The sequence below is a fragment of the Tsukamurella sp. PLM1 genome (genome assembly GCF_023168325.1).
Lineage (GTDB): Bacteria > Actinomycetota > Actinomycetes > Mycobacteriales > Mycobacteriaceae > Tsukamurella.
The window spans coordinates 426,208-450,403 of the sequence record NZ_AP025688.1 but is presented as its reverse complement, the minus strand read 5'-3'; the positions used below and the strand labels follow the sequence as shown (position 1 = coordinate 450,403).

The following is a 24,196-nucleotide window of genomic DNA, read 5'->3' as shown; positions in this document are numbered from 1 at the left end:
TTAACCTACCGCTATGGATCTGGAAGACGCGTTCGCCGACAACGCGCCGCTGCGCGACACCGTCATCCGCGTCGCGCCCGGCACCGTCCTGCGCGACGGGATCGAGCGGATCCTGCGCGGCCGCACGGGCGCGCTCATCGTGCTCGGCTACGACGACGCGGTGGAGAAGATCTGCGACGGCGGTTTCCACCTGGACGTCGAGTTCGCGCCCACCCGACTGCGGGAGCTCGCCAAGATGGACGGCGCGGTGGTCCTGTCCACCGATGGCACCCGGATCGTGCGCGCGAACGTCCAGCTGATGCCCGATTCGTCGATCCCCACCCAGGAATCCGGCACCCGGCACCGCTCGGCCGAGCGGGCCGCGATCCAGACCGGGTACCCCGTGATCTCGGTGAGCGCGTCGATGTCGATCGTGCACGCCTACGTCGGGGTGCGGCACCTGGTGGACGACGCGGCGCCCATCCTCTCCCGCGCGAACCTCGCGATCGCCACACTGGAGCGGTACGCGCATCGGCTCGACGAGGTGCTCGCGCATCTGTCCAGAGCGGAGATCGAGGACGTGGTGACGCTGCGCGAGGTCTCGCTCGTGGTGCAGCGGCTGGAGCTGGTCCGGCGGCTCGCCGTCGAGATCGAGCAGTACGTGCTCGAACTCGGCACGTCCGGCCGGCAGATCGCGCTCCAGCTCGAGGACCTGCTCGGCGACGCCACCTCCCTGCGCGAACCCGTGCTGCGCGACTACCTCCCCGTCGGCGACGGGGCCCGGCACTCCGCCGAAGCGGCGATCGACGCGCTCACCGACGCGGAGCTGCTCAGCGCCCCGACCATCGCTGCGGCCCTGGGCTTCTCGGGCACCGTCGAGGCGCAGGACGATCCGGTATCGCCCCGCGGCTACCGCCTCCTCGGTTCGGTGCCGCGCCTGCGCGCCCCGCAGGTCGAGGCACTCGTCGGCGCATTCGGCACGCTGCAGACGCTGCTCGCCGCGTCCGCTGCGGATCTGCAGGCCGTCCCCGGCATCGGGTCCGACGGTGCGCGGCAGGCCCGCGAGGGCCTCTCCCGCCTGGCCGAGGCGTCGGTCGAGCGGTTCTGAATCCGGAAGCCGTCAATTCCCCGATCCGGTCGCCGGGGCGGGGGCGGCCTTGACGACGTTGAACGTCACCGGCGCGCTCCGCTTCGCGCCGAGCTGCGCGACCACCTGATACGCGCCGGGAGCGACGGGCACGCGCTGCGCCTGGCATCCGGGCGCCGAGGTGGTGCCCGCCCACTGCAGCTGGTACCGCAATTGCTGGCCGGGCTGCATGACCTCGTTCTTGATCTCCGGCTGGAAAGTGCAGTCGAAGTTCGACCACAGCTGCTTGGAGCCGTCCAGGGTGAGCACGATGAGCTGCTGCTGGCCCGTGCCGATGTCACGCGAACACGGCACAGAGCCGGCGTTGGTGACGGTGGCCTCGAACGTCGGCTGCTCGCCCACCGCATAGGTCGCCTTGTCGGCCACGACGACGACCGAGATGTTGGCGTCGGGCACGGCCCGCCGGCGACCACGGCGCCCGGCGTCGGGACGCCGCCGCCCGATGCCCCGGCGGACGACGCGGACGCGCCCGGCTGTCCGCCCGATCCGGGCGCGCCGGACTGTTGGCCGCCGGAACCGGCGGCGCCGCCCGCGCCGTTGTTCGGCGCGGCAGAGCGATCGGCACCGTCGGGCGCCTGGGACGGCGGGAGAGCGCCGGTGGTGACCGGCGACGACGACGCCGCTGATGCGGTGTCCGACGAATCCTTGCCGCCGCCGACGAAGATGATCAACAGCACGACCACGAGCACGGCCAGCAGCGCCAAGACAGCAGCCAGCACGCGGCGGCGCCAGTAGATCTCGGGCGGCAGGGGTCCGTTGGGTTCAAGCACGGTTCAACGGTATCGGCTCCCCGGCTGCATGCCGCTGACCTGCAGCGGCGTGTCTTCAGATGGGTCGATCACGCCGGCCGAACGGCACGGAACGGCGACGTGGCATCCTCACCGATGTCGCCCACCGAGCCGCGCAGGCGCACCCGCCCCTCGGCGAGCTCGTACGTGAGGCCGACGATCGCGACGCGCCCCTCCTCGACGCCCTTGGCGATGATCCGGGAGCGCTCCATGAGCAGCCAGCCGGTCTCCATCACATGCTGGGCCGTGAAGTCGTTGACCTCGGTGAAGCCCTCGCGCCGACCGGCCAGGATCGATGGAGTGAGCCGCTCGACGATGTCGCGGATGTAGCCGGGCGGCATGACGCCGGTGTCCAGCGTGTTCACGGTGGCCGCGACGGCGCCGCAGCTGTCGTGCCCGAGGATCGCGATCAGCGGCACGTGGAGGATCTCGATCGCGTACTCGATCGACCCGATCACCGCCGCATCCAGGATGTGGCCGGCGGTACGCACCACGAACATGTCGCCGAGGCCCTGGTCGAAGATCACCTCGGCGGCGACGCGGGAGTCACCGCAGCCGAACAGCACCGCGGTGGGTTGCTGCCCGTTCGCGAGTTCCGCCACGCGACTGTGCCCCTGGTTCGGATGCTGAGGCGCTCCTCGACGAAGCGCCGGTTACCGTCACGGAGGGCGCGCCAGGCGCCGGGAGGAGTCGAAGTGGGCATGGGTCCATAATGCACCTCGTGCGCACCCCCGAAACAACACCGCGGTTTCTGTCCCGGACTTCACATTGGTGATGAGCTGGTTCGACGCGGCCGAGCGCGACCTGCCGTGGCGCGCCCCGGGCGTCGGCGCGTGGGCGATCCTGGTCAGCGAGGTCATGCTGCAGCAGACGCCGGTCGTGCGGGTCGAGCCGGTCTGGCGCGCGTGGATGCAGCGCTGGCCGACCCCGCCGATCTCGCCGCAGCCACCGGCGCCGACGCGGTCCGCGCCTGGGCAAGCTCGGCTACCCGCGCCGGGCGATGCGGCTGCACGCGTGCGCGCAGGCCCTCGTCGAGCGGTTCGACGGTGCCGTCCCCGCCGACGTCGACGAGCTGCTGTCCCTGCCGGGCGTGGGCGACTACACCGCCCGCGCGGTGGCGTGTTTCGCGTTCGGACACGACGCCGAGGTGGTCGACATCAACGTCCGCCGGGTGCTCGCGCGCGCCGTGGGCGGCGAATCGGATGCGGCGGCACCGTCGGCGAAGCGGGACCTGGCGGCCGTGCGCGCGGTCCTGGACACCGTGCCGGCGCCGCGCCGGCCGCGACTGTCGGCGGCGTTGATGGAACTCGGCGCGCTGGTGTGCAACGCCCGCTCGCCGCGGTGCGAGGAGTGCCCTATCGAGCACGAGTGCGCCTGGCTGGCGGCAGGGGCGCCGTCGGACACGGTTGCGCCCCGGAAGGTGCAGAAGTACGAGGGCACCGACCGGCAGGCACGCGGCCGGCTGCTCGACGTACTGCGGGGTTCCGACGGTGCCGTCCCCCGCGCCAGTCTCGACCTCGCGTGGCAGCGCGATCCGGCGCAGCGGGACCGCGCACTGGACTCGCTGCTGATGGACGGACTGGTCGAGCAGACCGATGACGGGCTCTTCGCGCTCGCCGGAGAGGCCTGAGGAGATTTTTATTCACATGTGTAGCAATTGGTGATAGATTCAGGTCATGAAGCTCTCAAACGGCGCACTGCGCGTCACCGACCAGGGATTCTTCGGCCCGCACTCACCCACCTGGAAGGTGTGGGCCTCGCCCACGGCGCTCATCGGATTCCAGCGCTCGGTGGTGCTCGAACACTTCGACCCGAACCTCACCGCCGCGGTCGCGGACTCGGCGGGGATCTACACCGACCCGTTCGGCCGGCTCGACCGGACGCTCGCCTACTTCCTGCTGGTCGCGACCGCGGACTCGAAGACCGCGATCGAGGCGTCCGAGCACCTCATGGACGTGCACCGCAAGGCCACCGGCATCGAGCCGATCACCGGGAAGCGGTACAGCGCCAACAACCCCGCCTCGCAGCTGTGGATCCACGTGACCGGCTGGCACTCCGTGCTCAAGTGCTACGAGATGTACGGCCCCGGCCCGCTCTCCGCCGACGAGGAGGCGCGGTACTGGCGCGACTGCGTCGTCGCCGCCGAGCTGCAGACCTGCGACCCGGCCGAGGTGCCGACCTCGCGCGACGAGGTGCGGAAGTACTTCGCGCGGGTACGGCCGACGCTCGCGCTCACCGAGCGCGCCCGCACCGGCATGCACTACCTGCTGCGCACCCGCGACCGCGGGCTGAAGCTGCGCGTCGGCAGCTCACTCATCGCGCCCGCGACCGCCGCGACCCTGCCGGCGTGGATGCGGGAGATGGGCGGCTTCGACCAGCCCGGGATCGTCGACGGGGCGTACCCGCTCGCCGTCCGCCTCGCGGTCCGCGCCGCGTCGGCCCAGCACGCCGCGGGCACCGTCCGGCTCGGCGCGCTCGTCGCGCCCATGACGGGCGAGATCCTGCGCCGCCACTTCACGCAGGCCGACGAGCCGTCGGGCACCGTCACGCCCGCGGAGGCGCGGGAGCGCTACGGCCGCGCGGCGCGTCCCGCGACCGCCTCGTAGGCTGGCCGCCATGACCACCACCTATGTAGTGACCGGCGCGAACGGGGGACTCGGCGAGATCGTGACGCGCCACCTCGCCGCCACCGGCGGCCGCGTCGTGATGGCGTGCCGCGACGTCGCGGGCGCCCAGCGCATCGCCGACGGGATCGACGGCGACGTGACCGTCGAGGCCCTAGACCTGGCCGACCTGGACTCCGTGCGGGCGTTCGCCGACCGGACCGCCGAGGTCGACGTGCTCGTCAACAACGCCGGCCTGATGAACATCCCGCTGCGCCGCACGAAGCAGGGCTTCGAGATGCAGTTCGGCGTGAACCACCTGGGGCACTTCGCCCTCACCGGCCTGCTCCTGGACCGGCTGACGGACCGCGTGGTGGCGGTCTCGTCCGTTGCGCACCAGCAGAACTATCGCTGGCGGATGGACGATCCGAACTACAACTCCCGCAAGTACCTTCGCACCGAGGCGTACGGGCAGAGCAAGCTCGCGAACATGATGTTCGCGCGGGAGCTGCAGCGCCGGTTCGAGGCCGCGGGGTCGTCGAAGAAGGCGTACTACGTGCATCCCGGGGTCTCCCCGACCGGCCTGTTCGCGCGCACGGACACCCCACTCGACTTCGTGCTGAAGCCCGCGGTCGCCCTGCTGAACAACCCGCCGGAGAAGGCCGCGCAGTCGCTGATCCTGGCCGCCACCGATCGCGATCTCGATCCGCACCCGTGGTGGGGCCCGACGGAGTTGTTCCAATCCCGCGGGAAGGTCGGCAAGTGCTCGACGACCGCCGTGTCGAAGGACCGCGCGAAGTGGGCCGAGTTGTGGGACGTCTCGGAGAACCTCACCGGTGTGAAGTATCCGCTCTGAACCCTGATTTCTTGTCACCACCCTGGCTACGCTCCACGGCGAGGGAGGACGACATGAACTATCGGAACGCGCTGATCGGCCTGGCCGCGGGCGACGCCTGGGGCTATCAGGTGGAATTCACCTCGTACGCACAGATGCGTGCGCCGGTCGCGCCACCGTCGGACACGTGGGTGATCAGTGACGATACGCAGATGACGCTCGCGCTCGAGGACGCGCTGCGCCCCGGGCAGTCGGTGGCCGAGGCGACGGACGCGATCACGCGCGAGTTCAGCGCGTGGGCCCACTCGCCGCTCAACGACCGCGCACCCGGGAACACCTGTATGGGGTCCATCCGCAACCTGGACGCCGGCCGGCAGTGGTTCGAGCCCGGCGGCGCAATCGAGTCGGGCGGGTGCGGCGCCGTGATGCGCCTGCTGCCGGCCACCACCGACGACGAGCGCTGGGTCGGGCTCACCACGCTGCAGGCCGTGATCACGCACCGGCACCCGCTGGCGGTGATCTCCGCGATCGTTCTCGCCGACGCGGTCCGCAGGCCCGGCGGCCCCCTTCTGCCGCAAGCCGTTTCGGTGCTGGATTCGATCGTCGACGGTTCCTGGCCCGGTCTGGCCGAACCGTTCCTGGCCGAGGCCGTCGCGCCGTTGGGCGTGGATCTTCCGGCCTGGCTGGCCGACGATGCCGCCATCCTCCGCGAGCACCTCGTGCACGCGCAGGACCGGCTGGCCGCGGGCGCCACCGGCGACCCGTGCGCGGGCGTCGGTGAGGGCTGGGACGCCGGCACCGCGACGGCGCTGGCGCTCATGGTCGCCGAGGCGCCGCTGTCGCCGTTCGAGGCGCTGCAGTGGGCGGCCACCTCCAACGGCGATTCGGACTCCATCGCCGCGATGGCGGGGATGGTGATCGGCGCCGGCGCCTCCTCCGCCACGTTCTGGGCGGACGCGGGGTGAACCCGCAGTTCGAGCCCGAGTACCGGGCGCGGCTCGCGTAGCGCCCCGGCCCCGGCGGGCCCCGCCCGCCGCGCGGGGCCCGCGAGATCCGGGCAACACGGACGCGCGGAAGCGCGTATCGTCGGCGATGTTAGACCGCTTCAGCAACGGTCGAACTGCCTGACTCGCGACCGAGGCCCGCTGGATCGCCACAGCCCGCCGCGCGGATGCCTCGCTCGCCCAGCCGGATCGGCCGTGCCACCTACCAGTGAGGAGAAGGCATGTCGAACGAGCCCAACTACACGACCACCGATTCCGGCGCCCCGGCCGGGAGCGACGAGCTGTCGCTCACCGTCGGCGCGGGCGGCCCGATCGTGTTGCACGATCACTACCTGATCGAGCAGATGGCCCAGTTCAACCGTGAGCGGATCCCGGAACGGCAGCCGCATGCGAAGGGCAGCGGCGCGTTCGGCAGCTTCGAGAACACATCCGACGTCTCGCAGTACACGTGCGCCGCGCTGTTCCAGCCGGGTGCGAAGACGGACATGGTGGCCCGCTTCTCGACGGTGGCCGGAGAGCGCGGTAGCGCCGACACCTGGCGCGATCCCCGCGGTTTCGCGCTCAAGTTCTACACCTCGGAGGGGGTGTACGACATGGTGGGCAACAACACCCCTGTGTTCTTCATCAGGGACCCGATGAAGTTCCAGCACTTCATCCGCTCGCAGAAGCGCCGCGCCGACAACAACCTCCGCGACCACGACATGCAGTGGGACTTCTGGACGCTCTCGCCCGAGACGGCGCACCAGGTGGCCTGGCTCATGGGCGACCGAGGAATTCCTAAGACGTGGCGGCACATGAACGGCTACAGCTCGCACACCTACCTGTGGGTCAACGCCGAGGGCGTCAAGCACTGGGTCAAGTACCACTTCATCAGCGATCAGGGCGTGGAGTACCTCACGCAGGAGGAGGCGGACCGTCTGGCGGGCGCCGACGGCGACCACCATGTGCGCGACCTGTTCGACGCGGTCAAGGCCGGGGACCACCCCAGCTGGACGCTCAAGGTGCAGCTGATGCCGTTCGACGACGCGAAGACGTACCGGTTCAACCCGTTCGATCTGACCAAGGTGTGGCCGCACGGCGATTACCCGCTGCACGAGGTCGGGCGCATGACGCTGCACACCAACCCCACGGACAACCACGCGCAGATCGAGCAGGCCGCGTTCGAGCCCAGCAATCTGGTTCCCGGGATCGGACTGAGCCCGGACCGCATGTTGCTGGGCCGCGTGTTCGCGTACGCCGACGCCCATCGCGCCCGCCTGGGCGCCAACTACAAGCAGATCCCGGTGAACTCGCCGCGGAACGAGGTGCGCAGCTACTCCAAGGACGGCGCGATGCGGATCCATCCGGTGAGCGATCCCGTGTACGCCCCGAACTCGAAAGGCGGGCCCGCCGCCGATTACCCGGGTCAGCCGGAACCGCAGTGGGCCGCCGACGGGGAGATCGTGCGGTCGGCGTACGTCGCCCACCCGGAGGACGACGACGTCTCGCAGGCCCGCACGCTCGTCCGGGAGGTCTTCGACGACGCCGCGCGCGAGCGGCTCGTCGGGAACGTGTCGGGACACCTGCTCGACGGTGTCAGCGAACCGGTGCTGCAGCGCGCCTTCCAGTACTGGCGCGCCATCGACGACGACCTCGGCGCCGCCATCGAGCGCGCCGTGCACGCGGGCGGAGCTGGCTGATCCCGCGCCGCCGGCCGGCGCTCGCACCTCACGAAGTGCGTATCCGCAGTTATTGCGGATACGCACTTCGTGCGTTATGGTGGGTCATGCCCCCAGAGCGATCGACTCTTGACCGGATCCGCGAGTTGGTCACCGCCGCCGACGGCGAATCCGACTCCGCGGCACTGATTCCGCTCCGGGAGGCTGCGGAGCAGCTCTCGGCGCTGATCGACGAGACGATGGCCCGCGCCGTGGTCGACGACCGCGCGTCGATCCGCGCGGTCGGCGCCAGCGCCGGGCTGACGGAGAACGCCGTCGGGCCCCGGCTCGCGCGCACCCGTACCCTCGGCGGCTACGCGAACGACGCCGGCCGGGTGACCGCCGCCGGGGTCGAACGGGCCCGGTACGACAGGGAGCGGGGCGAGCCCGCACCCGCGCCGCCACTGAAGTTCACCGCCCGTCGCCGTTCTTGACCACCATCCGACATCCACTCACCTCACGAAACGGGGCCACCATGACCGACCCGCGCAAGACACACATCTACTTCCTCCTCGACCGGTCGGGCTCGATGGCCTCGATCAAGCAGGCCACCGAGCAGGGCTTCGACGCCTTCATCGCCGAGCAACGCTCCGGCGACGGGGAGTGCATCGTCTCGCTGGCACAGTTCGACACCGAGTACACGCCCGTCTTCCAGGGGCTTCCGGTGGCCGACGTGCGTCCGCTCACCCTGATCCCGCGCCATTCCACCGCGCTCCTCGACTCGATGGGCAGGCTCATCCACGACGCCGGCCAGGAGCTCGCCGCGCTCGACGAGGACCAGCGCCCGGGCACCGTGATCGTCGCGATCATGACCGACGGCCTGGAGAACTCGAGCACCGAGTACACGCACGCCGCGATCAAGGCCATGGTCGAGCACCAGACCGACAAGTACGGCTGGCAGTTCCTCTACATGGGCGCCGACCAGGACGCGATCGAGGTCGGCCGCAGCATCGGTGTCAAGGACGAGTACTCCGTCACCTACTCCCGCGGGCGGGCCAAGGAGGCGCAGGAGATGGTGGGCCGCAAGGTCCGCGACTACCGGTCAGCCAGGCTCGACGGCGCCCCCGGCGCCATGCCCGCCTTCGCCCCCTCCGAGCGCCGCGAGGCGGCGGAGTGAACGCTCACCAAGGTCTTCTGGTCGACGACATCTTCTGGGGGATGCACGTCGACATGCGGAGTTATGTCGCCGGCATGTGGCTCCTCGCCCTCGATGGGACTGTGGAGCTGACCAGCACCGCCGATGGCACGATCGCGCTGGCGACCGATGTCCTCGGCGAGCAGTACACCGACAAGGTGGTTGTCAACGGCGTATGGGTCCTGTCGCAGGACGTCGACTCATCGACGACCGACGAGCCGCCCATCCCACTCGCGTGCCGTGCGGATGCCAACGACATCGAATCCGCGAATGGCGATGAGGTTCAGGCGATCGCATCGAACAGTTCGCCTCTGCTCGATGTACTCGACGCGTTCGTCGCAGCGGGATTGAGGACCACATGGTCGATCGATCGAGAGACGGGGCGACGCACGTCGTTGCTCGCCGTGACGGCGCACCGTGGGCACAAGCATTGTGGCGCAAGGACCCCGCCGAGGGCTGGATCTTCGACGACACGTCGACATGGGTCGAAGTCGGTGGAATTCGCCATCAGTTGAGCGCCGAACAAGTCGTCGTTGAAGCGCTCGCCTGGGCTCCCGACTGGACCCTGACGACCACGTTTCCAGCTGCGTCTCACGAATCCTCTCCGTCGCTCCCCCTGCGTGCGCACCCTGCCGTCGCACCTCCGACGACGGCGGAGATCGAGGCCCGACGGCATGCACTTGTGGACTGGGCAGCCGCGAACGGCTTCGCGATCCACGTAAACTGCCCGACTCCCCGCGCCATTGCCGCCAGGCTCGGCGCGTCTCGAGCGGGCATCTACCTCATCGAGTTCCATGACGGCTCGTGCTACGTCGGCAAGGCGATCGACATCGCCAACCGTTTCCGAGCCCACGCGAAGAAGTACGACGACATCTCATCGATCCGGCTGCGCCCCGAGCCCGCAGCGCTCGCTGCACCGGACCCCAACAGGTACCTCCTCTGTGTTGAGAAGACGTTGATCGACCAAGCTCAGTTCGACCACTTGACCGCACGGAACAAGGACGGGATGTCCGTGATCCTTGCGACCGACCAGCAGTTCGACAAACTGATGAGCATCGAGGACCAGGAGTCATGGCGGGCCGATCGACTGGCAGCCAATGGAGTCGATCTCGCCGGGGAACGGAGTGCCGGAGTCGACACGCTGAGTGCTGGCGCGGCGTACAACTTCGGAAGGTTCTCGTCGGTGCTGGCTGATGTCGACCAGCGCCTCGTCGTCGACATCGTCGCCGCGTTTCTCGCGCGGTGCGTCCCGCTCCCCTTGCACACCGAAGTCCGCCACTGGACGCTGAGCTGCATGCCATCCACGGTCAGGGGAAACACAACGCAGCGTTCCGACACAGTCGCTTGCCTGTCGGTGGGCTCCACAGAGGCCCTCACGATTACCCGGTCGAAGAAGTCCGGCCACCTGAGCGGCTTCGTCCACGTCTACGAACCCGAACTCACCGATGGAAGCGAGTACGAGTACATCGCCCTTGCCCGTCGGACCAAGGAGCGCGCCTGGACTATGCCGGGTACAAGGACTCTGGGCCGGAGTCGGCACTCTTCCACGCCGACGACCTCGTAGTCCTGCAACGCCTGGTGAACGACACGGCGGTAACCCGCGCGGCCGCAGCTCTGTGCCTGAACCTCATGCGAGTTCGCGCGTCTGCGGCGACACGCAGACAGAGCCACAACCCGGAGTTCGCCCGCGAGTGCCTCACCCGAGCACCCCGGTTCTGCGCGTGACGGTCGGACGGCTTCTCGACGAGAGTGAGGCGCGATGACCACCGATCGGGTCGCGAACTTCGAGTTCATGCTAGGAGAAGCTCGCAAGGGGTTCATCTTGTCGAACAACGGCCTGCCCGATCAGGTCGACTTCGTGCTCTGCGACCTCGCGGCAGCGAAGACCCCGGCGACGCGCGCTGCGCTAGTTGCGAAGGCGCGCGCCGCTTTCGAGGCCCTGTACGGCTAGAACGCGAACCGGTCGTGGCCCGACGCGCAAGAACGACACCGGGGGCGAAGGAATCAGCGCGCACCGTCGGGCGTTGCACGGGACATGCGCGTCGACGTCTGGACCGACATCAACTGCCCCTTCTGCTACATCGGGAAGGCCCGCTTCGAGGAGGCGCTCGCCGCGTTCCCGCAGCGTGATCAGGTCGAGGTGATCCACCGCTCGTTCGAGCTGGACCCCACGGCCGGGGCCTCCGAGCCCGTGGTCCCACGGATCGCCGCGAAGTACGGGATCAGCGAGGCCCGGCCGCCGCCAACGAACGGGGCCTGGGCGCGCAGGCGCAACAGCTCGGCCTGCCCTACCAGGTCGACGGCCGCGACAGCGGCAACAGCTTCGACATGCACCGCCTCCTCCACTGGGCCCTCGAACTGGGCCGCCAGGAGGCGCTGCTGGATGCGCTGTACCGCGCGAACTTCGCCGAGGCCGCGCCCGCGTTCGGCAGCACGGATCGGCTCGTGCAGATCGCCGAGTCCGCCGGGTTCGACGGTGCCGCCGCCCACGCGGTGCTCGACGATCCGACCGCCTACGCGGATGCCGTCCGCGCCGACGAGGAGACCGCCAAGCGCATCGGCATCGGCGGTGTCCCGTTCTTCGTGTTCGACGGCAAGTACGCCGTGTCCGGCGCACAGCCGCCCGAGGTGTTCACCGAGGCGCTGACGAAGGCCCGCGGCGACGAACCGCTCACCGTGATCGGCAGCGACGCCGATGGGAACGCCGAGGCGTGCGGCCCGGACGGCTGCGAGCTTCCCCAGCGCGACTGACCCCCAGAGCCGGCCGCCGCAGCCCCGAAACGCCCGCTCACGCTCGTCGCGACACCTGAAACGCCCGCTCACGCTCGTCGCGACACCCGAAATGCGCGTAGACACCCTGCATGCCGGGTGCCTGAGCGCATTCCGGGTGTCTCAGCCCAGAACCGCGGGCAGATCAGGTGCCCCGCGGGCACGTCGGCCGAGCAAATACACACCGCGACCAGAACGCCCCCACTCACTCTCGTCAGGAACCGTCTCCGCCAGCACCCCGAACGCGCCCCACAGGTTGGTCCCGGTGGAACCGCCGACGCGCCTGCTGCGGCTGGCACCTCGGACACCACCAGATCGTGCGCTCGGGATCGCCTGCGCCACCGAGTGATCCGGCGACGATCGCCGTCCCGCACCGCAGGCACGGCCGACGCGCCCGGTCGTAGACGAAGTGCGCCGGCCCGCTCGCTGCGCCCCGGGCACGCATGCCGTTCCGGTCCACGCCCGTCGTCACCCGCCGGCCGTGCCCCAGGTTGGCACGCAGGAGCCGCGCCGCATCGCCGGCGAGCGCCCGCAGATCACCGCACCCCTCGACCGGCGTCGCCGGGTGAGCCCCGCTCAGGAAGCACAGCTCGTTCCGATACACGTTGCCCACCCCCGCCAGGATCCTCTGGTCCAGCAGCGCCAGCCCGACGGGGCGGCCGGGCTCGGCCGCGAGGTTCGCCGCGACGCGGGCAGGATTCCAGTCGGGACCGAGCGGGTCGGGCCCGAGGTGGGCGAGGGCACCGTCGGCCTCGGCCGGCGTGAGGACCTCGAGCTTCCCGAGGGAGAACCCCACCACCTGCGCCCCGGCGACGGCGAGCACCGCGCGGGCGGTGTGCGCGGGGCGGCGCCACCGCTCGCCGGGGCGGTACACGTGCCACTGCCCCTCCATCTTGAGGTGGCTGTGGATCACGGCACCGTCCGCGTCGATCAGCAGGTGCTTGCCTCGCGCGGTCACGGACCCGACGGTGCGGCCCGTCAGGTCGACGCCGGCGTACCGCGGCACTCGGATGTCGCACGCGGTGAGCACGTTTCCCGCGAGGACCGGCCGCAGTCGTGCGGCCAGGTTGTGGACGGTGTCGCCCTCGGGCACGACTAATCCAACCCGGACAGGAACGCCTCGACCGCGCCCCGATAACAGTCGGGCGCGTCGTCATGGACGAGGTGGCCGGCACCGTCGACCTTGAGGTACCGCAGGTCGGGGCCCGCGTACGAGCCGACCATGCGCTCCCCCACCCCGGGCGGCACGACGGAGAACTCGGCCTCGATGAGCAGCGTGGGCGCCTGCACGGCGCGCCACTGCGGCCAATGGTCGCGCGGGCCCCAGTGGTCGGCGATAGCGCGGAAGACGTCGATGTCGCCGTGCAGCGCACCGTCGTCGAACGCCTCGTAGAAGTAGCGCCCCGCGACCCGCCCGAACAGCGCCTCGCAATCGGCCTGCGAGGCGAACCGCTCCGGCCAGCTCGCGAACCACGGTGCCCAGGTGTCGGTGGACTGCCCCGTGAACTCCGGGGACATGTCCTCCACCACCAACGCCCGCACCAGTTCGGGGTACTCGGCGGCGGTGCACCAGGCGTGCAGGCCGCCCATGGAGTGGCCGATCAGCGTCGCCGGACCCTGGTCCAGGAAGGTGAGGATCTCGGCGACGTCGGTGACGAATCGTTCGGTGGTGATGTCGTCCGGTGGGGCGGGAAGTCTTGCGCCCCGGTGGAATTCCGCGTCGAACGTGAACACCCGGCCGTATCGGCGCAGCCACGGGATCTGCCGCCGCCAGGTGCGACCGCGGCCCATGAGGCCGTGCAACAGCACGATCGGCGCGGCGCCCTCGCCGCCGCCCCAATCCCGCAGGCCCACACACTCATCCATCGGCCCCAACCTACCCGGCCCGGCGGCGGTATGGTCGGAGCCATGTCGGTTGTGAAGATCAATGCCATCCACATCCCCGAGGGCGCGGGCCCCGAGCTCGAGAAGCGGTTCGCGCACCGAGCGCACGCCGTGGAGAACTCGCCCGGCTTCCTCGGCTTCCAGTTGCTGCGCCCGGTGAAGGGCGACGACCGCTACTTCGTGGTCACGCAATGGGAGTCGGACGAGGCCTTCGAGGCCTGGCGCGACGGTCCGGCCCGCCAGGCCCACGCCGGCGAACGCAACCCGGGCGGCGGCGAGGGCCGCAAGCCCGTCGCCTCGGGTGCCGACCTCCTCGAGTTCGAGGTCGTCCTCGACGTGCAGGGCAAGGCGGCGCCGTAACCCGGTGTCACGCGGCCTCCACGCGCCCGCACCGGCAGGCGGCACAGGCTCAGAGCCAGGCGCCGGAGTCCCAGGTGAGGAACGAGTCCAGGCTGGCGGCGGGGTGCTGCTGCGGGTGGTTCGTGGACAGATAGGCGCCGCGATAGAACAGCAGCGGCTTCGCGTCGTCGACCTCGCCGAGGTGATGCACCCGACCGATGGCGATGTGGTGGTCGCCGCCGTCGAGCACGTTCTCGAGGGTGCAGTCGATCCACGTCAGCGAGCCGTCGATCGTCGGGTTGCCGAGCGGCGACGGCGTCCAGCGCAGGCCCTCGAACTTGTCGTCCACCGAGCGCCCGAACGCGGCGCTCACCGCCTCCTGCTCCTGCCCTAGCACGGAGACGCCGAACTTCCCGGACGCCTCGATGTGCTTCCAGGTGCGAGACGTCTTCATCGGACAGAACAGCACGAGCGGCGGGTCCAGCGACAGCGCTGCGAAGGACTGGCACGCGAACCCTACCGGCTTCTCCTGCGCGTCCGACGTGGCGATGATCGTGACGCCGGTGCAGAACTGCCCCATCACATGTCGGAACGTGCGCTGGTCGAATCCGGCCTCGGTCATGCTGCCAACCTACTCCCGGCGGTCCGACGGTCCGCGGCCCACCACCGCCCGGCACCGTCGGGCGGGCCGAAGACCGGGCGTGCGCACGGCCGACGCCCCGGGCACCCATTCGCTCGCACTGATCGTTACCCACGGCGCCCGCCCGCCACGGAAGAGATCGCCCGGCTCAGCGAGCAGCAGGCCGAGAACGCGAGGAGCCGCCACCCCGAAGGGTGACGGCTCCTCGATCCGACGGTCTCGGCGTTACGCGCTCTCGCCCGGCGTCGACGCCGCGGACGCGTCGGCCACGAGGGCCGGCTCGTCGTCGGACTTCTCCAGGTCGATCGACGGCTTGGGCTTGCCGGCGAAGGTGAACTTCGCGTCCTCGCCCTTGCCCTCGCCGTCCCAGCCCTCGACGTCGACCACCACGATCTGGCCGGCGCCGACCTCGCCGAACAGGATCTTCTCGCTCAAAGCGTCCTCGATCTCCCGCTGGATCGTGCGGCGCAGCGGACGGGCACCGAGCACCGGGTCGAAGCCGCGCTTGGCGAGCAGCGACTTGGCCTTGTCGGTGACCTCGATCTCCATGTCCTTGTTCTTCAGCGCGGTGCCCACCCGGTTCAGCATCAGGTCGACCATCTCGATGATCTGGTCCTGCGTGAGCTGGTGGAACACGACGATGTCGTCGATGCGGTTGAGGAACTCGGGCCGGAAGTGCTTCTTCAGCTCGTCGTTGACCTTGAGCTTCATCCGCTCGTAGTTCGCACCGTCGGAATCGCCGGACGTGAAGCCGAGGCCCACCGCCTTGGAGATGTCGCCGGTACCGAGGTTCGACGTGAAGATCAGCACGGTGTTCTTGAAGTCGACCGTGCGGCCCGGCCGTCGGTCAGGCGGCCGTCCTCGAGCACCTGCAGCAGCGTGTTGTAGATCTCGCTGTGCGCCTTCTCGATCTCGTCGAACAGCACCACGGAGAACGGCTTGCGGCGCACCTTCTCGGTGAGCTGGCCGCCCTCCTCGTAGCCCACGTACCCGGGAGGGGCACCGAACAGGCGCGAGGCGGTGAAGCGGTCGTGGAACTCGCCCATGTCGATCTGGATGAGCGCGTCGTCCTCGCCGAACAGGAAGTTCGCGAGCGCCTTCGACAGCTCGGTCTTACCCACGCCGGACGGGCCGGCGAAGATGAACGAGCCCGACGGGCGCTTCGGGTCCTTGAGACCCGCACGGGTGCGGCGGATCGCCTTCGAGACCGCCTTGACGGCGTCCTCCTGGCCGATGATCCGCTTGTGCAGCTCGTCCTCCATGCGGAGCAGACGCGTGGTCTCCTCCTCGGTGAGCTTGAACACGGGGATGCCGGTCCAGTTGCCCAGGACCTCGGCGATCTGCTCCTCGTCGACCTCGGCGACCACGTCGAGGTCGCCGGCGCGCCACTGCTTCTCGCGCTCGGCGCGCTCGCCGATGAGCTGCTTCTCCTTGTCGCGCAGCGACGCGGCCTTCTCGAAGTCCTGCTCGTCGATCGCCGATTCCTTCTCCCGGCGCGCGTCCGCGATCTTGTCGTCGAAGGCGCGCAGGTCCGGCGGGGCGGTCATTCGGCGGATGCGCATGCGCGCGCCCGCCTCGTCGATGAGGTCGATCGCCTTGTCCGGCAGGAACCGATCGTTGATGTACCGGTCCGCCAGGGTGGCGGCGGCGACCAGCGCACCGTCGGTGATGGAGATGCGGTGGTGCGCCTCGTACCGGTCCCGCAGGCCCTTGAGGATCTCGATGGCGTGCTCGACACTCGGCTCGCCCACCTGGACGGGCTGGAAGCGGCGCTCCAGGGCAGCGTCCTTCTCGATGTACTTGCGGTACTCGTCGAGGGTGGTGGCGCCGATGGTCTGCAGCTCGCCGCGGGCCAGCTTCGGCTTGAGGATCGACGCGGCGTCGATCGCGCCCTCGGCGGCACCCGCGCCGACGAGCGTGTGCAGCTCGTCGATGAACAGGATGATGTCGCCGCGGGTGTCGATCTCCTTGAGGACCTTGCGCAGGCGCTCCTCGAAGTCACCGCGGTAGCGCGAGCCGGCCACCAGGGACCCGAGGTCCAGCGTGTACAGCTGCTTGTCCTTGAGGGTCTCCGGCACGTTGCCGTTGACGATGGCCTGCGCCAGGCCCTCGACGACGGCGGTCTTGCCCACGCCGGGCTCGCCGATCAGCACCGGGTTGTTCTTGGTGCGCCGCGAGAGCACCTGCATGATGCGCTCGATCTCCTTGGACCGGCCGATCACCGGGTCCAGCTTGCCCTGCGCCGCGGCCGCGGTCAGGTTCCGGCCGAACTGGTCCAGGACCAGGGAGGTCGACGGTGTGCCCGCCTCACCCCCGCCACTCGTGCGGGCCCCGGCGCCGGCCGGCTCACCGCCGCCGCCCTCCTTGCCCTGGTAGCCCGACAGCAGTTGGATGACCTGCTGGCGCACGCGGTTGAGGTCGGCGCCCAGCTTCACCAGGACCTGGGCGGCCACGCCCTCGCCCTCGCGGATCAGGCCGAGCAGGATGTGCTCGGTACCGATGTAGTTGTGGCCGAGCTGCAGCGCCTCGCGCAGCGACAGCTCCAGCACCTTCTTCGCACGCGGGGTGAAGGGGATGTGGCCCGACGGGCCTGCTGGCCCTGACCGATGATCTCCTCGACCTGGCTGCGCACGCCCTCGAGGGAGATGCCCAGCGACTCCAGCGCCTTGGCGGCCACGCCCTCACCCTCATGGATCAGGCCCAGGAGGATGTGCTCGGTGCCGATGTAGTTGTGATTGAGCATCCTGGCTTCTTCTTGCGCCAGGACGACGACGCGACGAGCGCGGTCGGTGAACCTCTCGAACATGGCCATTTTCCTCACATCCCGGTTACTTCGGGGAACGACCGAGGCCGAACCCGCAGATAGCCGTCTGCATCAACGTCTTCTCACTGTAGTTCGGACCGGTCGGCAGCGGTGTCGGCAGTGCCCCGCAGCCGGGGCCCGCGGGCCCCGTCGCCCACCGGCCGGATCCTGATACACCAGGTCAAACGCACTGTCTCCGGATTTCGTCCCCGTTCCGCCGTGAGCGAAACGCCCCGGATACACGTCCGCCCCGGCACGCGGGGCGCGCCGGGGCGAAGGCAGTAGGCTCAGTTCGCCTCGTTGTAGGCGTCGATCACGTCCTGGCTGATCCGTCCGCGGTCATTCACCTTCATCCCCGACTTGCGGGCCCAGTCGCGGATCGCGGCGCTCTGCGAGCGATCGATCGGGGTTCGACCGCGCGGCGCGGAAAGAGCGCGCGTCCCCCGCTTGCGGCCGCCGCTGCGGCGCGCGTTCGCAACCCACTCCTCGAGCGACCCACGCAGCTTGGCGGCGTTCTTGGAAGAGAGATCGATCTCGTAGGTCACCCCGTCCAGACCGAATTCCACGGTCTCATCCGCAGTCTGCGTATCGTCCACGTCGTCGACCAGCGTGACTGTCACCTTGCGCGCCATATCGGCCCCTTCTCGAGTATTCGATTCCGTACTGAAGTCCGCACGGAGTCTATACACATGAATACTCGCTTTTCGATTCGACGCCACCGAATTCGGTCGCGAATCGATAACGATCGCATTAGCAGAGGGAGAACCACGCGCCGATTCGGGCGATTCACACCCCGATCGACGAATAGGGTTACTGCCGCACCTCCAGCAGCTCACGCACTCGATCGGCCCCGATCGCGAGGAGCAAAGTGGGCAGCCGCGGCCCGGTGTCGCTGCCCACCAGAAGCTGATAGAGCAGAACGAAGAATGCGCGCTGCGCCGCGGCGAGTTCCTTATCGCCCTTGACGATCTGGTCGGCGCCCAGACCGCGCTGCACCTTGGCCACGCCGTACACCTGATGGGTGATACCCGCGAGCGTCCAGTCGTCCTCGAGCCGACCCAGCCCTTCGGGGGCCGGCGTCCCCGAGCCCTCGAGCAGCAGCCGCAGTCCCGCGCGCTGCTCGTCCGTCAGGGACGCCAGGAGCTCGGCGTCCGGCCGCGTCCGCACGACGGTGCGATCGGCCTCCGGCATCTGCTCGGCGACCCACGCGGTCGCCCGGTCCAGCCGCGGGCGCAGCGGATCCAGCGCGGTCAGCGGCTGGTCGGGCTCGAGCGCGGCCAGGATGCGCAGGGTCTGCTCGTCGTCGCCCGTGGTGATGTCGACGATCGAGGCCAGCGTCTTGTACGGCATCGGGCGGGGCGTCAGCGGCAGCTCACGGACCTGCGACGATGCGGTGTCCCACACCGAAGCGGCGCGGGCGTGCGCGGCGATGTCGCCGGGCTGCGCCTTGTCGCCGCCGGTCTTGCGGACGAGCGCGTCCCACTCGTCGTAGGTGCGCGGAAGCTCGCCGTCGAGGGCGACGTCGAACGACTGGTTGGGCTTCTTGCGGCCGTACAGCCAGCGCAGCAGGGGCGGCTCCAAGTACCGCAGCGCGATCGCGGCGGTCGGGACGCCGCCCTTCGACGACGACATCTTCGCCATTCCGCGAATGCCCACGAACGCGTACATCGGCCCGAGCGGACGCTTCCAGCCGAAAAGGGGCGCCACGTCCTTGCCGACGGCGAACGATGATCCGGGCGATTGATGGTCCACGCCCGACGGCTCGAAGGTGACCTTCTCGAACGCCCAGCGCATCGGCCAATCGACCTTCCACACCAACTTGCCGTTCGTGTGCTCGCGGAGCACGACGGTCTCGGTATGACCGCAGCGGCAGGTATAAGTGAGATCGGTCGACTCGTCGTCATAGCCGGTGACCGTGGTGAAATCGGTACCGCAAACGGAACAGTACGGCTTGTACGGGTAGTAGCCGGAATCGCCCGATCCGTCGGCGTCCTCCGCCGCACCCGATACCGATTCCGCGTCCGTATCGTCCGAATTCTGCGCTTCGGCGACGCTTTCTCCGCGATCGAGGGTGCGATAACGCTCGAGAATCGCATCAATACGGCCGCGCTGCGCCATGGCGTGCAGCACCCGGTCCACATATGCGCCAGAGGTATACATCTGCGTCTGGCTGATTCCCCGGTACTGGACGCCGAGATCGTCCAGCGCGCCTTGCAATTCGCGTTTGAAATGCTCGGCCCAGTTCTCGGCGTCCGATCCGTGCGGAGCGGGTACGCGCGTCAGTGGTTTACCGATGTGCTCCTCCCAGGAGGAATCGACACCGTTGACCTTGGGGACCTTGCGGAACCGGTCGAAATCGTCCCAGGAGATGATGTGCTCCACCTGCAGTCCGCGGCGGCGCAGCTCGTCGGCCACCAGGTGCGGCACCATCACCTCACGCAGGTTGCCCAGGTGGATCGGGCCCGACGGCGAGATCCCCGACGCCACCTTCACCGGCGTCTCGTTCCGCTCGGCGAAGGCCACCGCCTCATCGGCGAGGCGGGAGACCCAGTCGTCCAGGGTGCAGTAGTCACGGGCCGTCATTCTACCGGCGCACGTCCCGGGCCCGACGGTGCGTCGCTCGCCCTCGATTCGTTCCCCGCTGTGCTGAGCGCCCTCGCTCCGCTCGGGTTCCCGCTCCCTACTGGGAGCCGGCGTCCCCCACTCGATCCGGCGTCCCCCCGACTGCAGCTGGTGGGACACCACATCGCCCCGGGGGCACCAGCTCCCACCAGGGAGCGCACCACCAGGTCACCCCGGGGACACCAGCCCGCAGCAGGGAGCCGGGCCGCGGTGGTGCGGGATGAAGCGGGTCCGGAGGCGCGACGGTGCGCCGGAGGGAGCCGCGGTGCGCGGCGGACCGCCGCCGCATCCGCCGCCGCATCCGCCGCCTCGAGAGGCTCAGGCCTCGTGGGCGGCGAACTGCTCCACGGCCCGCCGGTAGGACGCCGATCCGGAATCCACGCCGGCGCCGGGTGCGAGACCGAGGGCCAGGGCGCGGAAGCCGCCGTCGACCGACGACGCCTGAACCCCGCGATCACGCAATCGGGTGGCGATGGCGGCAGCGGTCGCGCCGTTGCTGCTCACCAGCAGCCACTGCGCGTCGGGACCCGCCGCGGCCAGGCTGGTGGGCAGACCGGGGACGAGGCGCGCGGCGACGGCGGCCGCGTCCAGCGCCACGGCGCCGGGAAGGATGCCGTCGCGGTTGCGTTCGGCCTGGACACGGACGTCGACGACGATCTGACCTGCGGCGGGGGTGAAGTGCACGGGGTGCATCGAGGTTCTCCAGGAGGGAGGCGGAGCGCGTGTCGATACGCGTCCGGGCAGCGAAAGGGGGCCGGGTTCCTAGCGGACCCGACAACACTCCATGCAGCTGCGCACCTGGCTCATGGCAGTGAAACTAGCAGCCCACCGCGGCCACCGGCAAGGGTTCGAATCATCGATGAGGCGAATTCGGCACGCGGCGGTCCGCCTTGCGCTCGCGCTGCGCGCGGTTCGCGACCTCCCGCAGGTACACCGCGCGCAAGCCCTGCAGCGTCAGGTCCTCCCGACGGTGCCCGACGGTGCGACATTCGGTGACCACCCCGTCGTACCCGCCGGTGGCGATCACGAGCGCCCCCGGCACCACGTCCAGCGCCCGCTCCACGAGCGTGTCGACCATGCCCGCGAAGCCGTACAGGATGCCGGACTGGAGCGCCTCGACGGTGTTCTTCCCCACCACCGACCGCGGCGGCGTCAGCTCGACGCGGCGCAGGGCCACCGTCCGCTCCGCGAGCGCGTCGAGCGCGCTCCCCACGCCCGCGGCGATCGCGCCGCCCAGGAACTCGCCGCGCTCGCTCACCACGTCCACGCGCGTGGAGGTGCCGAAATCGATGACAATGCACGGCGCACCCTCGGCGCGGCCGAACAGTTCGTACGCGCCGGCCGCGTTCGCGACCCGGTCCGTCCCCACCTCGCGCGGGTTGTCCACCAGCAGGGGCACCCCGGTCTTCACGCCGGGCTCCAAGATCACGTGGACCGCACCGTCGAAGTAGCGCGGCGCGAGGGCGCGGATCGACCGGAGCAACTCCGGCACCGTCGACAGGGCGCTGATCCCGGTCACGTCCGCGGGCGCCGCGCCGGCGTCGGCGAGGAACCCCCGGATGATCAGAGCCAGCTCGTCGGAGGTCATGCGGGCGTCGCTGCGCAGGCGCCACGTGCCCACCAGCTCCTCGGACGCAGCGGAGGCGAACAGCCCCACCGTGACCGACGTGTTGCCGGCGTCGATCGCCAGCAGCATCAGATCCTGCCGGTGACCAGGCCGAACCCGTCCGGGACGTGCGCCGCGTCGGCGGTCAGCTCGACGGGCTTGTTGTCGGAGTCCACGAACACCACGTTCGGCGCGTAGGTCCTCAGCTCCTCCTCGTTCAGCTGGCCGTAGGCGATGAGGATCACGATGTCGCCCGGATTCACCAGATGCGCTGCGGCGCCGTTGATCCCGATAACGCCGCTGCCCCGCTCGCCGGCGATGGTGTACGTCTCGAGGCGGGCACCGTTGGTCACGTCGACGATCGCGACCTGCTCACCCTCCAACAGGTTCGCCGCGTCGAGCAGGTCGGCGTCGACGGTGACCGAACCCACGTAGTGCAGGTTCGCCTCCGTCACGGTGGCGCGGTGGATCTTGCTGGTCATCATCGTGCGCAGCATTATTCGGCCTCCACTGCTTCGATCCGGTCCGCTCGCTCCGCTCCCGGCTCCTCCAGGAATCCGGTACCGATCGCGATGCCCACGTTGTCCAGCAGGCGTGTGGCGCCGACCTTCGCGGCGACGAGCAGTCGACCGTCGCCCTTCTCCGGCGCGACGCCCAGGTCGGGCGCGCGCAGCTCCAGATACTGCACGTCGATCTCCGGCCGCGAGGCGAGGACCTCGTTGGCGGCCGCGAGGATCGCGGACTCGCCGCCCTGCGCGGCGTACGCGCCGGCGAGCAGCGCGGCGGAAAGCGCTGTCGCGGCCTCCCGCTCGTCCTCCGACAGGTACACGTTGCGCGAGCTCATGGCCAGGCCGTCGGCCTCGCGGACCGTCGGGACGCCGACGATCTTCACGTCCATGTTGAAGTCCGTCACCATCTGCCGCACGAGAACCAGCTGCTGGTAATCCTTCTCGCCGAAGTACGCGGTGTGCGGCCGCACGATGTTCAGGAGCTTGTTCACCACGGTCAGCATGCCCGCGAAATGCGTCGGCCGGCTGTCCGCCTCGAGGCCCAGGCCCGCCGGGCCGGGCTGGACGGTGGTGCGCGGCCCGTTCGGGTACATCTCGACCGCCGACGGCGCGAACACCAGCTCCACGCCCGCGGCGCGCAGCTTCTCCACGTCCGCGTCCAGGGTGCGCGGGTACGCGTCCAGATCCTCCCCCGCACCGAACTGCAAGGGGTTCACGAAGATCGACACCACGACGACGGCGCCGTTCAGCTTGGCCGCGTGTACCAGCTCCAAATGCCCGGCGTGCAGCGCGCCCATCGTGGGGACGAAGGCAATCTGCCGGCCGGTCGACTTCAGGGCCGAGGTCACCTTGGTCAGCTGCGCCGGATCGTGGTGCACGGTCAGCTGGCCGGGGGTGTACGGACGGGTGGGTGCGCTCATCGGTCTTCCTTCTCGAGGACGGGGTCGATCATGGCCGAGGTTCCGGATTGGGCTGCCACGCGCCGGGATTGGGCGCGGTACGCATCTGCGATGAGGGGGCCGGCGACCGGGTCCACGGTGCCGAGCGCGGCCACGTGCCGCGCCACCGCGCCCGCGTCGCCGCGGGCGGCCGGGCCGGTCAGCGCGGCGGGGCCGCGGGCCAGGGCGTTGTCCAGGGCCGCACGGGCCAGCGGCGCGAGCACGCGCTCGGCCAGCCCGTCCGACGGTCCGCCCACGGTGTCCAGCCCGGCGCCTCCCGCGAGCGCCGCGCGCAACGCGACGACGGCATCGTCGACCAGCGCGACAAGATGATTCGCTCCGTGCGCGAGCGCGGCGTGGTACAGCGGGCGGGCCGACTCGGGGACCCGCACCGGCTCCGCGCCCAGCTCGAGGGCGAGCGCCTGCCCGACCGCGTGCCCCACCTCGTCGACCGCGGTGATCCCGATGCAGCAGGACCGCAGGCGGGCGGTGTCGTCGGCGTCGTCGACGAAAGTCATGGCGGGATGGAACGCGATGGTGGTGCAGCCGAGACGCGCGAGCGGAGCGAGCACCCCCACGCCCAGCGCGCCGGACGTGTGCAGCACGATCGCGGACGGGTTACTGCGGGCTACCAGCTCGTCGACCAGCTCGGGGAGTTCGGTGTCCGGCACGGCCAGGATCAGGAGCTCGGCCTTCTCGGCGATGTCGGACGGTGCCGCCACGGCCGCCTCGGGCAGGCGGCGCGCGGCGCGCTCGCGCGAGCGGTTCGACGGTGCCGCCACCGCCGTCACGATATGGCCGACGTTCTCGAGGGCCGCGCCCAGCGCGGTGCCGACGCGGCCGGCGGAGATGACGCCGACCGACAGCCGGGCCGGCGTGGGGATTGGGGATGCCCGCG

Annotated in this window: 25 protein-coding genes and 4 pseudogenes; 15 read left to right on the top strand and 14 right to left on the bottom strand. The window is 70.0% G+C overall.

Annotation, left to right across the window (positions count from 1 at the left end; translation table 11 throughout):
• Positions 1-13 precede the first annotated feature (13 nt).
• Positions 14-1,087, top strand: coding sequence for a DNA integrity scanning diadenylate cyclase DisA (gene disA, locus MTP03_RS02285; RefSeq protein WP_248490434.1), 1,074 nt, complete (start codon positions 14-16; stop codon positions 1,085-1,087).
• A gap of 12 nt (positions 1,088-1,099) precedes the next feature.
• Here disA and MTP03_RS02280 read toward each other — a convergent pair whose 3' ends face one another.
• Positions 1,100-1,522, bottom strand: coding sequence for a BsuPI-related putative proteinase inhibitor (locus tag MTP03_RS02280; RefSeq protein WP_248490430.1), 423 nt, complete (start codon positions 1,520-1,522; stop codon positions 1,100-1,102).
• Between the two features lie 204 nt (positions 1,523-1,726).
• On the opposite strand from MTP03_RS02280, the gene MTP03_RS22535 reads away from it, so the two are divergent.
• A complete protein-coding gene (locus MTP03_RS22535; protein WP_256465209.1) occupies positions 1,727-1,861 on the top strand; it encodes a hypothetical protein in 135 nt (44 codons plus the stop codon).
• Positions 1,862-1,964: 103 nt separating this feature from the next.
• On the opposite strand, the pseudogene MTP03_RS02275 reads toward MTP03_RS22535, so the two are convergent.
• Positions 1,965-2,617 (bottom strand): annotated as a pseudogene (locus tag MTP03_RS02275) (carbonic anhydrase).
• A 71-nt stretch (positions 2,618-2,688) separates the two neighbouring features.
• On the opposite strand from MTP03_RS02275, the pseudogene MTP03_RS02270 reads away from it, so the two are divergent.
• From MTP03_RS02270 to MTP03_RS23285, 11 genes and pseudogenes are all read left to right on the top strand, one after another.
• A pseudogene (locus tag MTP03_RS02270) lies at positions 2,689-3,544 on the top strand (A/G-specific adenine glycosylase).
• Positions 3,545-3,590: 46 nt separating this feature from the next.
• On the top strand, positions 3,591-4,520 hold the full coding sequence (locus tag MTP03_RS02265) for an oxygenase MpaB family protein (protein WP_248490420.1): 930 nt from the start codon (positions 3,591-3,593) through the stop codon (positions 4,518-4,520).
• Between the two features lie 10 nt (positions 4,521-4,530).
• Entirely contained in the window at positions 4,531-5,373 is an 843-nt protein-coding gene (locus tag MTP03_RS02260; protein WP_248490419.1) for an SDR family NAD(P)-dependent oxidoreductase, read from the top strand.
• Between the two features lie 53 nt (positions 5,374-5,426).
• Complete coding sequence (locus MTP03_RS02255; RefSeq protein WP_248490418.1) at positions 5,427-6,317, top strand: ADP-ribosylglycohydrolase family protein; 891 nt, start codon at positions 5,427-5,429, stop codon at positions 6,315-6,317.
• 260 nt (positions 6,318-6,577) lie between these two features.
• On the top strand, positions 6,578-8,035 hold the full coding sequence (locus tag MTP03_RS02250; RefSeq protein ID WP_248490416.1) for a catalase: 1,458 nt from the start codon (positions 6,578-6,580) through the stop codon (positions 8,033-8,035).
• An 86-nt stretch (positions 8,036-8,121) separates the two neighbouring features.
• On the top strand, positions 8,122-8,487 hold the full coding sequence (locus tag MTP03_RS02245; protein ID WP_248490415.1) for a hypothetical protein: 366 nt from the start codon (positions 8,122-8,124) through the stop codon (positions 8,485-8,487).
• Between the two features lie 41 nt (positions 8,488-8,528).
• Positions 8,529-9,170, top strand: a complete 642-nt coding sequence (locus MTP03_RS02240) for a vWA domain-containing protein (RefSeq protein WP_248490414.1) — start codon at positions 8,529-8,531, stop codon at positions 9,168-9,170.
• Positions 9,167-9,703 (top strand): hypothetical protein, encoded by a 537-nt coding sequence (locus tag MTP03_RS02235; protein WP_248490413.1) that lies wholly within the window; start codon positions 9,167-9,169, stop codon positions 9,701-9,703. Before MTP03_RS02240 ends, MTP03_RS02235 begins: the two co-directional genes overlap by 4 nt.
• Before the next feature lie 167 nt (positions 9,704-9,870).
• The gene (locus MTP03_RS02230) at positions 9,871-10,752 is read left to right on the top strand and encodes a GIY-YIG nuclease family protein (RefSeq protein ID WP_248490412.1); all 882 of its coding nucleotides are present in this window, start codon (positions 9,871-9,873) and stop codon (positions 10,750-10,752) included.
• A gap of 195 nt (positions 10,753-10,947) precedes the next feature.
• The gene (locus tag MTP03_RS02225) at positions 10,948-11,139 is read left to right on the top strand and encodes a hypothetical protein (RefSeq protein WP_248490408.1); all 192 of its coding nucleotides are present in this window, start codon (positions 10,948-10,950) and stop codon (positions 11,137-11,139) included.
• An 84-nt stretch (positions 11,140-11,223) separates the two neighbouring features.
• Positions 11,224-11,349: pseudogene (locus MTP03_RS23285) on the top strand (DsbA family protein); the annotation flags it as partial.
• Here MTP03_RS23285 and MTP03_RS23280 read toward each other — a convergent pair.
• Positions 11,319-11,522 carry a hypothetical protein gene (locus MTP03_RS23280; protein ID WP_371820856.1) on the bottom strand — a complete coding sequence of 68 codons (204 nt, stop codon included), beginning with the start codon at positions 11,520-11,522 and terminating at the stop codon, positions 11,319-11,321. The pseudogene MTP03_RS23285 and the gene MTP03_RS23280 sit on opposite strands and share 31 nt — an antisense overlap.
• Here MTP03_RS23280 and MTP03_RS23275 point away from each other — a divergent pair.
• Positions 11,517-11,939, top strand: coding sequence for a DsbA family protein (locus MTP03_RS23275; RefSeq protein WP_371820855.1), 423 nt, complete (start codon positions 11,517-11,519; stop codon positions 11,937-11,939). The genes MTP03_RS23280 and MTP03_RS23275 overlap by 6 nt on opposite strands.
• Before the next feature lie 232 nt (positions 11,940-12,171).
• On the opposite strand, the gene MTP03_RS02215 is transcribed toward MTP03_RS23275, so the two are convergent.
• Positions 12,172-13,050, bottom strand: a complete 879-nt coding sequence (locus tag MTP03_RS02215) for an Fpg/Nei family DNA glycosylase (RefSeq protein ID WP_248490405.1) — start codon at positions 13,048-13,050, stop codon at positions 12,172-12,174.
• Between the two features lie 2 nt (positions 13,051-13,052).
• Positions 13,053-13,823 carry an alpha/beta fold hydrolase gene (locus MTP03_RS02210; RefSeq protein WP_248490404.1) on the bottom strand — a complete coding sequence of 257 codons (771 nt, stop codon included), beginning with the start codon at positions 13,821-13,823 and terminating at the stop codon, positions 13,053-13,055.
• Positions 13,824-13,865: 42 nt separating this feature from the next.
• Here MTP03_RS02210 and MTP03_RS02205 point away from each other — a divergent pair, with 42 nt between their 5' ends.
• The gene (locus MTP03_RS02205; protein ID WP_248490403.1) at positions 13,866-14,201 is read left to right on the top strand and encodes an antibiotic biosynthesis monooxygenase; all 336 of its coding nucleotides are present in this window, start codon (positions 13,866-13,868) and stop codon (positions 14,199-14,201) included.
• 49 nt (positions 14,202-14,250) lie between these two features.
• On the opposite strand, the gene hsaB is transcribed toward MTP03_RS02205, so the two are convergent.
• The 9 genes and pseudogenes from hsaB to MTP03_RS02160 all read right to left on the bottom strand — a co-directional run bounded on the left by hsaB (position 14,251) and on the right by MTP03_RS02160 (position 24,149).
• Complete coding sequence (gene hsaB, locus MTP03_RS02200) at positions 14,251-14,802, bottom strand: 3-hydroxy-9,10-secoandrosta-1,3,5(10)-triene-9,17-dione monooxygenase reductase subunit (RefSeq protein ID WP_248490402.1); 552 nt, start codon at positions 14,800-14,802, stop codon at positions 14,251-14,253.
• A gap of 243 nt (positions 14,803-15,045) precedes the next feature.
• Positions 15,046-17,626, bottom strand: a pseudogene (locus tag MTP03_RS02195) (ATP-dependent Clp protease ATP-binding subunit).
• A gap of 284 nt (positions 17,627-17,910) precedes the next feature.
• On the bottom strand, positions 17,911-18,255 hold the full coding sequence (locus tag MTP03_RS02190) for an Lsr2 family protein (RefSeq protein WP_248490396.1): 345 nt from the start codon (positions 18,253-18,255) through the stop codon (positions 17,911-17,913).
• Positions 18,256-18,433: 178 nt separating this feature from the next.
• A complete protein-coding gene (locus tag MTP03_RS02185; protein WP_248490394.1) occupies positions 18,434-20,206 on the bottom strand; it encodes a lysine--tRNA ligase in 1,773 nt (590 codons plus the stop codon).
• Between the two features lie 357 nt (positions 20,207-20,563).
• Positions 20,564-20,938: a rhodanese-like domain-containing protein gene (locus MTP03_RS02180; protein ID WP_248490393.1), complete on the bottom strand. Its 375-nt coding sequence runs from the start codon at positions 20,936-20,938 to the stop codon at positions 20,564-20,566.
• 160 nt (positions 20,939-21,098) lie between these two features.
• Entirely contained in the window at positions 21,099-21,941 is an 843-nt protein-coding gene (locus MTP03_RS02175) for a type III pantothenate kinase (RefSeq protein WP_248490391.1), read from the bottom strand.
• Entirely contained in the window at positions 21,941-22,348 is a 408-nt protein-coding gene (gene panD / locus MTP03_RS02170) for an aspartate 1-decarboxylase (RefSeq protein ID WP_248490390.1), read from the bottom strand. Before panD ends, MTP03_RS02175 begins: the two co-directional genes overlap by 1 nt.
• Positions 22,348-23,280 (bottom strand): pantoate--beta-alanine ligase, encoded by a 933-nt coding sequence (panC, locus tag MTP03_RS02165; RefSeq protein WP_248490388.1) that lies wholly within the window; start codon positions 23,278-23,280, stop codon positions 22,348-22,350. Before panC ends, panD begins: the two co-directional genes overlap by 1 nt.
• On the bottom strand, positions 23,277-24,149 hold the full coding sequence (locus tag MTP03_RS02160) for a Rossmann-like and DUF2520 domain-containing protein (RefSeq protein ID WP_248492013.1): 873 nt from the start codon (positions 24,147-24,149) through the stop codon (positions 23,277-23,279). The genes panC and MTP03_RS02160 overlap by 4 nt, the downstream gene beginning before the upstream one ends.
• Positions 24,150-24,196: the final 47 nt, after the last annotated feature.

Excerpts from the sequence above, each read along its gene's own strand:
- panC (WP_248490388.1), bottom strand. The coding sequence starts at position 23,280 with ATGAGCGCACCCACCCGTCCGTACACCCCCGGCCAGCTGACCGTGCAC.
- MTP03_RS02265 (WP_248490420.1), top strand. The coding sequence starts at position 3,591 with ATGAAGCTCTCAAACGGCGCACTGCGCGTCACCGACCAGGGATTCTTC.
- panD (WP_248490390.1), bottom strand. The coding sequence starts at position 22,348 with ATGCTGCGCACGATGATGACCAGCAAGATCCACCGCGCCACCGTGACG.
- MTP03_RS02190 (WP_248490396.1), bottom strand. The coding sequence starts at position 18,255 with ATGGCGCGCAAGGTGACAGTCACGCTGGTCGACGACGTGGACGATACG.
- MTP03_RS02205 (WP_248490403.1), top strand. The coding sequence starts at position 13,866 with ATGTCGGTTGTGAAGATCAATGCCATCCACATCCCCGAGGGCGCGGGC.
- MTP03_RS02175 (WP_248490391.1), bottom strand. The coding sequence starts at position 21,941 with ATGCTGCTGGCGATCGACGCCGGCAACACGTCGGTCACGGTGGGGCTG.
- MTP03_RS02225 (WP_248490408.1), top strand. The coding sequence starts at position 10,948 with ATGACCACCGATCGGGTCGCGAACTTCGAGTTCATGCTAGGAGAAGCT.
- hsaB (WP_248490402.1), bottom strand. The coding sequence starts at position 14,802 with ATGACCGAGGCCGGATTCGACCAGCGCACGTTCCGACATGTGATGGGG.
- MTP03_RS02245 (WP_248490415.1), top strand. The coding sequence starts at position 8,122 with ATGCCCCCAGAGCGATCGACTCTTGACCGGATCCGCGAGTTGGTCACC.
- disA (WP_248490434.1), top strand. The coding sequence starts at position 14 with ATGGATCTGGAAGACGCGTTCGCCGACAACGCGCCGCTGCGCGACACC.
- MTP03_RS02260 (WP_248490419.1), top strand. The coding sequence starts at position 4,531 with ATGACCACCACCTATGTAGTGACCGGCGCGAACGGGGGACTCGGCGAG.
- MTP03_RS02255 (WP_248490418.1), top strand. The coding sequence starts at position 5,427 with ATGAACTATCGGAACGCGCTGATCGGCCTGGCCGCGGGCGACGCCTGG.
- MTP03_RS23275 (WP_371820855.1), top strand. The coding sequence starts at position 11,517 with ATGCACCGCCTCCTCCACTGGGCCCTCGAACTGGGCCGCCAGGAGGCG.
- MTP03_RS02240 (WP_248490414.1), top strand. The coding sequence starts at position 8,529 with ATGACCGACCCGCGCAAGACACACATCTACTTCCTCCTCGACCGGTCG.
- MTP03_RS02250 (WP_248490416.1), top strand. The coding sequence starts at position 6,578 with ATGTCGAACGAGCCCAACTACACGACCACCGATTCCGGCGCCCCGGCC.
- MTP03_RS02185 (WP_248490394.1), bottom strand. The coding sequence starts at position 20,206 with ATGACGGCCCGTGACTACTGCACCCTGGACGACTGGGTCTCCCGCCTC.
- MTP03_RS02180 (WP_248490393.1), bottom strand. The coding sequence starts at position 20,938 with ATGCACCCCGTGCACTTCACCCCCGCCGCAGGTCAGATCGTCGTCGAC.
- MTP03_RS02210 (WP_248490404.1), bottom strand. The coding sequence starts at position 13,823 with ATGGATGAGTGTGTGGGCCTGCGGGATTGGGGCGGCGGCGAGGGCGCC.